9 protein-coding genes are annotated in these 11902 nt (G+C 66.4%); 5 read left to right on the top strand and 4 right to left on the bottom strand.

All coding sequences use genetic code 11. From position 1 onward, the window contains the following. Window positions 1–27: 27 nt before the first annotated feature. Together ROV95_RS08525 and ROV95_RS08520 are read left to right on the top strand one after the other, a co-directional pair. Window positions 28–924 carry a siderophore-interacting protein gene (locus ROV95_RS08525; protein WP_164144781.1) on the top strand — a complete coding sequence of 299 codons (897 nt, stop codon included), beginning with the start codon at window positions 28–30 and terminating at the stop codon, window positions 922–924. Window positions 925–1006: 82 nt separating this feature from the next. Beyond that, the gene (locus ROV95_RS08520; protein ID WP_008265644.1) at window positions 1007–1399 is read left to right on the top strand and encodes a hypothetical protein; all 393 of its coding nucleotides are present in this window, start codon (window positions 1007–1009) and stop codon (window positions 1397–1399) included. A 118-nt stretch (window positions 1400–1517) separates the two neighbouring features. Here the strand turns inward: ROV95_RS08520 and ROV95_RS08515 are convergent, their stop codons facing one another. From ROV95_RS08515 to ROV95_RS08500, 4 genes are all read right to left on the bottom strand, one after another. Next, the gene (locus tag ROV95_RS08515; RefSeq protein ID WP_188250366.1) at window positions 1518–3482 is read right to left on the bottom strand and encodes a M2 family metallopeptidase; all 1965 of its coding nucleotides are present in this window, start codon (window positions 3480–3482) and stop codon (window positions 1518–1520) included. Window positions 3483–4062: 580 nt separating this feature from the next. After that, a complete protein-coding gene (locus ROV95_RS08510) occupies window positions 4063–5712 on the bottom strand; it encodes a phosphoethanolamine--lipid A transferase (RefSeq protein ID WP_233653868.1) in 1650 nt (549 codons plus the stop codon). Then, the gene (locus tag ROV95_RS08505) at window positions 5709–6473 is read right to left on the bottom strand and encodes a phosphatase PAP2 family protein (protein WP_312543963.1); all 765 of its coding nucleotides are present in this window, start codon (window positions 6471–6473) and stop codon (window positions 5709–5711) included. The genes ROV95_RS08510 and ROV95_RS08505 overlap by 4 nt, the downstream gene beginning before the upstream one ends. Window positions 6474–6584: 111 nt before the next feature. Further along, window positions 6585–8288: a glycosyltransferase family 39 protein gene (locus tag ROV95_RS08500; protein WP_312543962.1), complete on the bottom strand. Its 1704-nt coding sequence runs from the start codon at window positions 8286–8288 to the stop codon at window positions 6585–6587. Window positions 8289–8419: 131 nt separating this feature from the next. Here ROV95_RS08500 and ROV95_RS08495 point away from each other — a divergent pair, with 131 nt between their 5' ends. The 3 genes from ROV95_RS08495 (at window position 8420) to ROV95_RS08485 (ending at window position 11776) form a co-directional block, all read left to right on the top strand. Continuing rightward, a complete protein-coding gene (locus ROV95_RS08495; protein WP_312543961.1) occupies window positions 8420–9133 on the top strand; it encodes a response regulator transcription factor in 714 nt (237 codons plus the stop codon). Further along, the gene (locus ROV95_RS08490) at window positions 9120–10406 is read left to right on the top strand and encodes a HAMP domain-containing sensor histidine kinase (protein ID WP_155029940.1); all 1287 of its coding nucleotides are present in this window, start codon (window positions 9120–9122) and stop codon (window positions 10404–10406) included. Before ROV95_RS08495 ends, ROV95_RS08490 begins: the two co-directional genes overlap by 14 nt. A 119-nt stretch (window positions 10407–10525) precedes the next feature. Then, on the top strand, window positions 10526–11776 hold the full coding sequence (locus tag ROV95_RS08485) for a DUF819 family protein (protein WP_019662179.1): 1251 nt from the start codon (window positions 10526–10528) through the stop codon (window positions 11774–11776). Window positions 11777–11902 lie beyond the last annotated feature (126 nt).

Raw genomic sequence — 11902 nt, 5'->3', positions numbered from 1 at the left:
TCCGATGTCGTTGCATGAGGTTCCCCCATGGCTGCGCAGCAGACCTATCGCCTGTTCGAGGTGGCGCTGAAGGAGCGCCGCGTTCTTTCTCCTTCCCTGGACCGCATGGTATTCACCGGTGCCGACGTGGCGCGGATGAAGACCGAAGGCCCGGACCAGCGCATCAAGGTGTTCTTCCCCTTGCCCGGCCAGGACGTGCCGCCGGTGCCCAGCGGCGAGGACTGGTATCCGCGCTACCGGGCACTTCCGGACGACCAGCGCCCGCCCATGCGCACCTACACGATCCGGCAGTTGCGTGCCGAGCAGGGCGAGGTCGACGTTGATTTCGTGCTGCATGGCGAAACCGGGCCGGCCTCGCGCTGGGCCGTCCACGCTCGCCCGGGCGACCGCGTAGTGCTGCTGGCCCCCGATGCCGACTGTGCCGACAGCAGCGAAGGCTGGGAATGGAAACCGCCGATGGGAGTCGGCCAGGTGCTGCTGGTGGCGGATGAAACCGCGCTGCCGGCGGTGGCCGGCATCCTCGAGGAACTGGCGGCCATGGTCGATCCGCCGCGCACGCTGGCGCTGCTGGAGGTGGCGCAGGCCGGTGATGCCGTGCACCTGAAGGCGCCCTCCAGCGCCGAGCTGGTCTGGCTGCCGCGCGGGCGGGCCGCCTACGGACAGCCGTTGCTGCAGGCGGTCCAGGCGCGGTTGGCAGCGGCCCCGGGCGCGGCGGCCGGCGATGCGCCGGATGAGATCGACGTCGATACGCAGATCCTCTGGGAGCAGGCCGATACCCGCGTGGCCGGGCCGCTGTATGCCTGGGTGGCAGGCGAGGCGGCGGCGGTAATGGCGATCCGTCGCCACCTGGTCCGCGACTGCGGGCTGGACCGCCGCGCGATCACCTTCATGGGCTACTGGCGGCACGGCAAGGTGCTGGACTGACCGTGCTGGATCGAGCACGCGTGAAGCAGCGCTGCGGGCGGGGTGCGTTATCCTTGCGCCCCCTTCGCAGCGGTACCGCACCATGTCCACCAGCTCCAAGACCCGCCGCGACCAGCGCCGTCGCCAGGAAAAGCAGGCCGCCAACAAGGCAGCCGCGCAGGCGTCGCCGGTGGAGCCGCATGCCGAACTGCGCGACGCGCAGCGCACCCTGCTGGCCGGTGTCGTTCGCCGCGATGGCGAATGGGTGCTGGGCATGGATGGCCGCATCGCCGGCCACAGCGAGAGCGCTGCGCAGGTGCTGGCGCTGATCATGCAGGCCGGTGAGCTGCACGAACGCAATGGCACGCCGGTGCGCCTGATGTACTCCGATGCACTTCGTGATGCCGCACAGGCCGAAGCAAAGGAGAAGGGCCAGACCTTCGAGGAGTTCAAGGCCGAGCTGGCCGCGGCGATGGCAGCGAAGAAGAACAGCTGATCGCTGTTGCGGTAGAGCCGGCCGCTGGCCGGCTGCCAGACGGATTTCCACCGTGCAGTTGCCGGCCGCGGCCGGCACTACCAGAAAGGGGCGGATCCTCGCGGACCCGCCCCTTTTCTCATTTCGCCGCCGGGGCCGCGTTGGCCTGCCAGCCGCACATCTGGCCTTCGTTCTGCTGCTTCAGCCACTCGTTGACCGGTGTGAAGTACTCGATCATCGGGCCGGCATCGAGCTTGTCGGTGCCGGTCAGCTCCTTCAGCGTGGCCTGCCACGGCTGGCTGGCACCTTTGCTCAGCATCGCCCAGTACTTCTGACCGGCTTCCTTGTTGCCGTAGAAGGTGCACTCATGCAGCGGGCCCTTGTACCCCGAGGCGTCGCACAGGCCCTTGTAGAACTGGAACTGCAGGATGCGCGCCAGGAAGTAACGGGTGTACGGGGTGTTGCCCGGCACGTGATACTTCGCGCCCGGATCGAAGAATTCTTCGCCACGGCTGCTGGCCGGGGCCACGCCCTGGTACTTGGCCTTCAGGTCCCACCATGCCTTGTTGTAGTTGTCGGCGGTGATCGAGCCATCGAACACGCCCCAGCGCCAGCGGTCGATCATCAGCCCGAATGGCAGGAACGACACGCCCGACAGCGCCATGCGCATCTGGTTGTTGATGACCGCCTCGCGGCTTTCGGTCGGCGCGTCGACCAGGCCGATCGAGCTGAGGTACTTGGGCGTCATCGCCAGCACGATGGTGTCGCCGATCGCTTCATGGAAGCCGTCGTTGGCACCGCCCTGGAACAGCGGCGGCAGCGGGTTGTAGGCCAGGTCGTAATAGATGTGGCCCAGCTCGTGGTAGATGGTGGTGAAATTCTCTTCGTTTGGCTTGATGCACATCTTTGTGCGCACGTCGCCTTCCATGTTCATGTCCCAGGCGCTGGCGTGGCAGACCACGTCGCGGTCGTCAGGCTTGATGAACTGGGTTTTTTCCCAATACGACTGCGGCAGTGACGGCATGCCCAGCGACACGTAGAAGTCCTGCGCGCGCTCGGTCATCTGCTTGGCGGTGCGCAGTTCGGCTTCGCGCTGCGCCTTGTACTGGGCCGCCACACTGGCGTCCTTGCCGGCCTTGGCCAGCGCCGCGCTCAGGTTGGTCTGGTACTGCTTTTCCAGTGCAGCGGTGATGTCCAAGCTGCCGGCACCCGGATATGGTTCCAGCTGGTCCCACAGGTTGGACCAGTCCTGCTGCCACATGTTGCCCAGCAGGTGCGCGGCGATCAGGCCATTGCCCACTTCGGCCTTGTCCTTGCCGTAGGTCTTGTCCAGCTTGGCGCGCGCATAGCAGTGCAGCTGTTCGTACATCGGCTTGACCTGTTCCCACAGGCGATCGGTTTCCGGGCCGATCTGCTCCGGCGGCATGTCATAGCCGCTGCGCCACATCTGGCCGGCATCGGTGAAGCCCATGCCCTTGGCGCCTTCGTTCACCAGGCCGACGAACTTCTGATAGTCGCCGCGCATGTTCTTGGTGGTGCTGTGCCAGCCCTGCCAGGCGTCGAGCTGCTTGTCGTAGTCGCGGCTGCGTGCCAGCACCTGCTCCAGCTCGCCCAGCTGCCGGCAGGAGTTCGGGTCGTTGGCATCGGTGCAGTACTTGCCGGCGCCATAGCTGCCTTCCATGCGCGTGGCGATCTGGGTCAGCTCGGCCAGTTTGGCCGGGTCGCGCGGCGCCGGCATCGACGACATCAGCTTCAGCAGGTGGATCGCGCGCTTGCTGTCCTCGCTCATCGGCTTGCCGTCGAACTTGGCGGCCTGTTCGATCCAGCTGTTGAGCTGGGTCAACGAGCGTTCGTTGGCTTTGGCTGCGATGCGTTCGGAATCACTGTTGATATAGGTGGAGGACAGCCATTGCGCCGAGGTCATCTCCGGGTAGGCGGCCTTGAACTCGGCATTGATGCGGGCCACGAACTGGTCGGCGGTTTCGCCGGCCGGGGCGCTGCTGCTGGCGGTATCGGTACCTGGCGCAGCTTCCTTCTTGCAGGCGGCCAGGGCCAGCGTGGCGGCGGCGATTGCCGAGGCCAGCAGGAGATGACGGTGTTTCACGGGCGGTCCTTGGGTGGTGAACGACGGCCGAAGGCTAGTGGGCCGTCGCTGCCACCGCAAGTGGCGGAAGTCGGCCGGGCCGCGCCCGGCACCCGCAGAGGCTTTCAAGCAAGGGCAAAGGCCGAAGCAACAGCAACAGCGGACTATCCGTGGTTTGGCGGGGCGCGTCCGGTTGCGGGGGGCGCCGTAAATCCGTCCATGGAGGCTCGGTCGCGCCATCCATGGCGCTCACGCCCCCGCAACCGGACCCACCCCGCCTTCGACAGATTTCCGCGACGTGTCATTGATCCACGCCATGCGTGGATGCTTTTCGAATTCAATTCGACTATTCGATTCCGATGGAAATTCATCCACGCATGGCGTGGATCTACCAGATCGGGACAATCTGTCAGAGGTGGAGCGGTGTCGGAGTGCGGGGTGTCAGCCGCATGGATGCGGCTGCCAAGCCTACATGGACGTACTTGCGGCGTCCCCGCATTCCGACACCGCCCCGCCAAGCCACGAATCGCCTGCTTCTGCTGTTGCCGTTGCTTGTGCAGTGGCCTCGGCGGGTGCAGGGCGCAGCCCTGCCGACAAACCCTCAACTCTCGCAGTTGGCGAACACGTCGCGGTCGCGCTCGTATAGCGAGGTCTTCACCTGCATCAGGCCCAGCACCGACGGGAACAGGTTGTCATGGTCGGTATATGCCGTCGAGCGCTTGCGCACGCATTGCAGGTCCAACCCGCGGCTGCTCGCGAAGCCCGGCGAGAACCACATCGTCATCGGTACCCGGGTCTGCTCGGCCGGGGCGATGGCGTAGGGCACGCCGTGCAGGAACAGGCCTTTTTCGCCCAGCGACTCGCCGTGGTCGGACAGGTAGATCATCGCCGTGTCGTAGTCCTGCATGCCCTGCAGCGTGCCGATGGTCTTGCTCAGGAAGTGATCGGTGTACAGCACGGCATTGTCGTAGCTGTTGGTGATCTCTTCGCGCGAGCAGCGGCCGATGTCACGGGTGTCGCAGGTTGGCTTGAAGCGGGCAAAGGCGGCCGGATAACGCTCGAAGTACGCAGGGCCATGGTTGCCCAGCTGGTGCAGCACCACCACCCGGTCGCCGGGCCTGGCCCGCACCTGGGTGGCCAGGTCCTGCAGCAGGATCTCATCCATGCAGCGGCCATCGGCGCACAGGCCCGGCGTGGTGGCATCGGACAGCGACTGGAAGTCCAGGCCTTCGCACACGCCCTTGCAGCCGGACTGGTTGTCACGCCACAACGGCACGATGCCGGCGCGGTCCAGGACGTGCAGCAGCGACTGGTGCGCACGGATCTTCTTTTCGTCGTAGTCGTGACGACCCCATGGCGAGAACAGGCACGGTAGCGAAACCTCGGTGCTGGTGCCGCACGAGTGCATGTCCGGGAAATTGATCACGCTGGCCTGCGCCAGTTCCGGGGTGGTGTTGCGGCCACCGTTGAGCCCCCAGTTCTGCGCACGCACGGTCTCGCCCATGACGATCACCAGCAGGCGCGGCTTGCTGGCCGGCGCGCGCGGGGTGGCCTTGGCATCGGTACCGATCGGCAGCTTCGGCGCGCGCTGCACCGGATTGTCGCCACGCAATGCACGCGGCATGCCCAACAGGACATTGGCCGGTGTCGCGAGATAGCGCACTTCACGCTGGTTGCGCATCAGTGCCGAGACATCCTGGAACGAGATCAGGGCACCGCCGATGGCGGTCACTGCGGCCACCGCCAGGAAGCCCAGCCGCGACATCAGGCTGCGGCCCCAGCTGCGGCGGCGCAGCTGCACGCGCCACAGCACGATCATCGGCAGCACCGCAAGCAACAGCACCGGCCACAGCAGCGACACGGTCATCAGCTCGCGGCTTTCCTTGGGGTCGGTTGCCAGCACGTTGCGCAGCATGTCCGCATCCAGGTAGATGTGGTAGCGGCTCATGTAGTGCGCGGCGAATGCGGTCACCAGCAGCAACAGGCTGATCACCACCTTGGCGTTCCAGCGCCAGACCAGGATGCCCAGCAGCACGCCGTGAGCGCCCAGCAGCAACAGCAGCAGTGAAAGCGCGTAGCGCAGGCTGCCTGGATGGCTGGCCATCGCGCTGTGCCAGAACAGGCCATTGCCGGCCACCGCGAAGAACAGGCTGGTCAGCGCGATCAGCGCTTCGGTGGACAGCTGCGGCCGCCAGTGGCGTAGACCCGCAAGGGCGGGGAGGCGGGCGGGCCGTTGGACCGATGCGCTCATGCGTTTGCCTCCTGGCGGTTGGCATGGTTCGGTTGACGGTGTGTCAGGACGCGCTTGACGATGAGATACAGGCCCAGCGAAAGCAACCAGCAGATCAATGCAGTGGCAACGTCATGCGAAAGGAAATGTGCACCGCGCAGCTGCTGGCTGATGCCGAACACCAGGCCGGCGCCGAGGCCGATCCACAACCCGGTCCAGCGCCACGACGGGCGCCATAGCAGGGCGAAATAGTACAGACACAGCCAGGCGTAGCCAGCACTGGCGTGACCGGCCGGGAAGCAGGCCTGCGCGGCCATGCCAGCGGGGCGCGCCGTGAAAAGCCCGATGAAAGGCTGGTGGCCACCGTAGCGCAGCAGGTCCCACGGGCATTCCATCGGCACCAGCGACTTCAGCAGGGAGATCGCGCCGGTGCCCAGTGCCATGGCAATCACGACATAAAGCAGCGCCCATTGCAGGGTGCGATCGCGACCCTTACGCCAGTGGTGGAAGCACAGCAGGATCACGACCAGCGCCGCCGCCGTGCTCAACCATTTGCCGGCCTTGTGCACGACGCTGCGGGTGATCCAGGCGTCCTGCAGCGCCCAGTGGCTGCCTTCAAGACGGAACAGGTGATCGGCCACCCATTGATCACCGCCGAAGTCCATCAGCAGCGTAAACAATGGCAGACCGATTGCGACAGGCAGCCAGAGGTGAGTTACGGCAAATCGAGACGCCAGTGGTGTCGCAAGCGGCGCTACCGCATCAAGGGGACGGACGGGCATGCTGGGGAAGGGCGGTTTGGGAATCCGCAGTCATGCTCGTCACCCGCATGTCGGAGAAGGGTCGGACGCCCGTTCGCACTGGGTTAATGATTCCCCGGCACGAGTCAACGTTCAGTCTTCTTCGGCGGTCGAGCCGGCCCGTTCGGCGTGGCATTGCGGGTCCCAGGCCGTACCGGGAAGCAGTTGCCAACGATTCCTGTTGGCCATGCCGATGTCGATCACTTTGGCCGGGTCCACGCAGGGACTCATTGCATCGTCCAGCACCAGCAGCCAGCGCTTGTCCGGCGCTTCGGCGAGCCAGGGGCCGGCATCGTGCCATTGCTCGGCCCAAGGCCGCTTGAAGCCGAACTCGCGCACCGCGCGGTCGGCCTGCAGCAGGTTCTGCTCGCGCCAGGCGACCAGCGCCAGTTCGGCGTCCGGCCCGATCCGTGCGCCGACCCGGCGCATCAGCGCCGACGCCGAAGCGTAGGGATCCAGCGCCGGAATCAACACCAGGCCGTAGAGCATCCACAGCATGCCGTGGGTCAGCAGCACCAGCGTTGCGGCGCGGCGCACCCGCAGCCACACGATCAGCGTGGCCAGGGCGATGGCGAAGGTCAGCAGGCCATCGCCCAGCACCGGCAGCAGCGTATCGGGCATTGCCCGGCGCTCAAGCTGCGCAAGGGCCCAAGGGTGTTCGGTCAACAGCATGACGCCGAGCACGCCGGTGGCCAGCATCAGCACCACGCTGTAGCCGAACAGGTAGCGGCGCACGCACAGCCGGCGCAGCAGGCCCGGCAGCAGTGGCGCCGCCGCCAGTGCCATTGCCGGCAGCATCGGCAGCACATACACCTCACGCTTGCCCGGGCTGGCGCTGAAGAACACCAGCACCAGAACGGCCCAGCCGAGCAGCAGCCACTGCCGGCGGTCGCCTCGGCGGAGGCGGCGCCACCAGGGTCTGAACAGCATCGGCAGCAACAGGCTGCCGGGCAGCCACAGGGTCAGGATCACCTGCAGGTAGTACCAGACCGGTTGGCGGTGGTGCCAGGCGTTGGCATAGCGAGTACCGGTCTGCTTGAACAACAGCTCATGCGCGTAGGCCTGCAGTTCGGCGCTGGGCGTGTGCAGCAGGGCCCAGCCCAGCGGCGCAAGCCACACCGACACGCCCAGCAGGAAGGCCGGGATCAGCCACAGCAGCGTTGCCGGGTGCGGACCATCCCCCCTGAGGCCGCGGCAACGCTGGTACAGCCACCAGCCGAACCATGGCAGCACCATCAACAGCGGCAGGAAACCCACACCCTTGGTCACTGTCCCCAGGCCGGCCGCGAAACCCGCCAGCCACAGTGCGGGCAGGTTGCGGCGCTCGCAGAGATGGCGCATCAGGCCCCACAGGGCCACCGTGGTCATGCCCACCAGCACCATGTCGATCTGCGCGCGCTTGGCCATCAGCCCGAACTGCAGGGTGCAGAACAGCGCCGCCAAGGCATACAGGGAATGCCGCGGTGACCACAGCCGGCGTGCCAGATCCGACACCAGCCACAGGCTGAGCAGGGCGCCCAGCAGCGACGGCAGCAGGAACGACCACTGCCAGCTGCCGACGATCTCGTAGGCCGCCGCCTGCAGCCACATGAAGACCGGCGGCTTCTCCGCATACAGCTCCACGCCCCGGTGCGGCAGCAGCCATTGCCCGCTTTCGACCATGGTCCGGGCCGCCAGCACGAAGCGCGGCTCGTCCGGCGGCTGCGGCTGCCGAAGGCCGATCCCCGCTGCCAGCGCAGCAACGATCAACAGCCACAACAGGGGCAGGCGCCAACGGCGGGGCAGGGCTACGGGCACGGCAGGCTCCGGGAGCAAAACGGCCATTCTGAGGTGGCAGGGGTGGGAAAAGCGTCAGAGCGGGGCCGGGGCGACCGCATTCCGACATGCGCGGCGCTACCATGGTACGAACTTCCGTGGGTGTTTCGTGCATGCGTCTGTTGGTGATCGAGGACAACCGCCAGCTGGTAGCCAACCTGTTCGACTATTTCGAGTCGCGCGGGCATGTGCTTGACGTGGCCCCGGATGGCATCACCGGCCTGCACCTGGTCGGCAGCCACCCTTACGACGCCGTGATCCTGGACTGGATGCTGCCGCGCATGGAGGGCCCGGAGGTGCTGCGCCGGCTGCGCGCCGAGCAAGCATCGGAAGTGCCGGTGATCATGCTGACCGCGCGTGACGAGCTGCCGGACAAGATTGCCGGCTTCCGCGCCGGTGCCGACGACTACCTGACCAAGCCGTTCGCGCTGCCAGAACTGGAGGTGCGGCTGGAGGCGCTGTTGCTGCGTGCGCAGGGCCGCAACCCGCGCAAGCGCCTGCAGGTGGGCGACCTGGTACTGGATCTGGCAACGCTGGAGGCCCAGCGTGGGGGCCAGCTGCTGCACCTGTACCCGGCCTGCCGCAAATTGCTGGAAGTGCTGATGCGGGCCAGCCCGGGGGCGGTGACACGACAGCAGCTGGAGTTCGCCCTGTGGGGCGATGAGCCGCCGGATGGTGACCTGCTGCGCTCGCACGTCTACGAGTTGCGTCGCAGCGTCGACGGCCCGTTCGCCAAGAAACTGATCCACACGCTGCCGCGGGTGGGCTACCGGTTGGCGGTGAGTTCCACCAGCGATGCCGGCAAGGATGACGATGAAGGCGCGTAAGCCGGGCCCGTTGTACCGTCGGGTCGTGTGGTGGTTGCTGGGCTATCTGGCGCTGCTTTCACTGGCGGTGTTCAGCGTTGGCAACTATGTGCACGAGCATGCCGAGCACGCCGCCTGGCGCGCACTGCTCAACTCCGAACTGGACAGCATCGTCGAGCACGTCGAGCATGAGCCGCATTACCGCTGGCAGGATTCGGACACGCTCAGCCTGTATCGCTTCGATGCGGTCAACCTGCCCGACGCTCTGCGTACGTTGCATCCGGGGCTGCATGACGGCGTAATGATCAAGGGCCGTGAGACGGCGGTGATGGTGCGCGAAACCGAGTCGATGGGCCGGGTCGCGCTGGTTCTGGACATTTCCGATTTTCATGACCTGGAACAGTTCGCCACGCGCTGGGTGATGCTGGCCGGGGTGATCATGATCTTCGTCACCGTACTGATGGCGTCGTTCGGCATGGAACGCATGGTGCGCCCGCTGAGCCTGCTGGCACAGCACATCGCCGCGTTGCGGCCGGGCGTGCAGGGCCAGCGCATCGAGGTCGATCCACGCGGCAGTTCCGAACTGCATACCATCGCCGATGCACTGAACGATTACCTTGACCGCAATGAGCAGTTCGTCGAGCGTGAGCGGGTCTTCATCAGCACCGCCAGCCACGAACTGCGCACGCCGATCGCCGTGATGACCGGTGCCGCCGAACTGGCACTGGAGCAACCGGGCCTGCCCGAGCGCGCCCGCCAGCAGATGCAGCGGGTGTTGCGCACGGCGCAGAGCGTGGAGCAGTTGATCGAGCTGCTGCTGGTGCTGGCGCGCGATCCGGCGCGCCTGGCGGTGCGTGCCGAGCGCATCGCGCTGGACCAGCTGCTGCCGGAGATCGTCGACGACCATCGCTACCTCCTCGGCGACAAGGACCTGAGCATCGGTATCCAGGCCGCGCCGGTGGATATCGTCGCGCCGATGGCGGTGGTGCAGGCGGCGATCGGCAACCTGCTGCGCAATGCCATCGAGAACAGCGGTCGCGGCCATATCGAACTGCAGCTGAGTCCGTCGGCGGTGCTGACCCTGCAGGACCCCGGGCACGGCATGAGCCCGGAGGAGATCGCGGCGATCCATGCACGCATGGCCCGCGGCGGGCGTGCCGACCGTGGCAGCGGCATCGGCCTGGACCTGATCGCGCGGCTGTGTGAACACCTGGGCTGGACACTGCAGTTGCAGCCCTGCGAGCCGCGCGGGACACGCGTCACCCTGGACTTTGGCGCTTCGCGCCCGGCCTGATCAAGCGGCCGACCTGCTCCGCGCTGCGGCATGACCCGGCGTGAAGACAGTGTTAATCTGGAACTGCGCCGCTTTATGCGGCGCTTTTTTTTCCGCTCTTTCGATCGACAGAGGATACCATGCCGACCGAACCCGCTACCGCCCTGATCAGCAACGATATCGTTGGACTGGGCCTGATCGCCGCCACCCTGGCCCTGATCTTCTGGGCTGCCAGTGGTCCGACCCCCTTGTTGAAGAAGATCTTCGCCTGGGTGCCGGCGCTGCTGCTGTGCTACTTCATTCCCGCCATCTACAACACCGCCGGTGTCATCGATGGCCACAACACCTCGCTGTACAACCCGGTCGCGCGTGACGTGCTGCTGCCGGCTGCACTGGTCCTGCTGACCCTGTCGATCGATCTGAAGGGCGTCATCAAGCTCGGCCCGAAGCTGTTGCTCGTGTTCTGTGCCGGTACCGCTGGCATCATGCTCGGCGCAATCGTCTCGTTCCAGCTGATGAAGCTGATCCACCCGGAAACCGTGGCCGGTGATACCTGGGCCGGCATGGCCGCGCTGGCCGGCAGCTGGATCGGTGGCGGCGCCAACATGGTGGCCATGCGCGAGGTGTTCGGCACCGACGCCACCACCTTCGGCCAGTTCGCCGTGGTCGACGTGGCCTGTGCCAGCCTGTGGATGGCGATCCTGCTGTTCCTGGCCAACCGCGCGCAGCAGATCGATACCCGCAACGGGGCCGACACCCGCGCCATCGACGAGATGAAGGCACGGATCAGCGCCTACGAGGCACAGAACGCGCGCATCCCCAGCATGACCGACCTGATGGTGATCGTCGGCGTGGCACTGGGTGGCGTCGGCCTGGCCCACGCCATCGCCGCGCCGCTGTCGGGCTGGTTCAAGGCCAATATCAGCTGGGCCAGCCAGTTCAGCCTGGACAGCCAGTTCGTGTGGGTGATCCTGCTGTCCACGGCGATGGGCCTGGGCCTGAGCTTCACCCGTGCGCGCCGGCTGGAAGCGGCAGGCGCTTCGCGGCTGGGCACGGTGTTCCTTTACTTCCTGATTGCCTGCATCGGCATGCAGATGAACCTGCTGTCGCTGCTGGACAGGCCGTGGCTGTTCCTGCTCGGCGCGATCTGGATGGCCACCCACGTGCTGGTGCTGTGGGTGGTGGCCAAGCTGCTGCGCGCGCCGCTGTTCTTTTTCGCCATTGGTTCGCAGGGCAACATCGGCGCAGCCGCTTCGGCTCCCGTGGTGGCAGCAGCGTTCCACCCGACGCTGGCGCCGGTGGGCGTGCTGCTGGGTACGGTGGGCTATGCCACCGGCACCGGGCTGGCGTATGTCACCGGCCTGATCCTGAAGTGGATGGCCGGGGCCTGAGTCCTGAGCTGACGATCATGTTGCGTGTTCACGGCAATTGCCGTGGACACGCTTTCCCCGTGCAGAGCCGAGCCCACGCTCGGCTTTCTTTTTGCGTGCCACCGGATAGATCCACATCATGCGTGG

The organism is Stenotrophomonas maltophilia group sp. msm1, assembly GCF_032025805.1.
GTDB classification, from domain to species: Bacteria; Pseudomonadota; Gammaproteobacteria; order Xanthomonadales; family Xanthomonadaceae; genus Stenotrophomonas; species Stenotrophomonas hibiscicola.
Note: the sequence above shows the minus strand (reverse complement) of the source record. Positions and strands in the feature narration are given on the sequence as shown.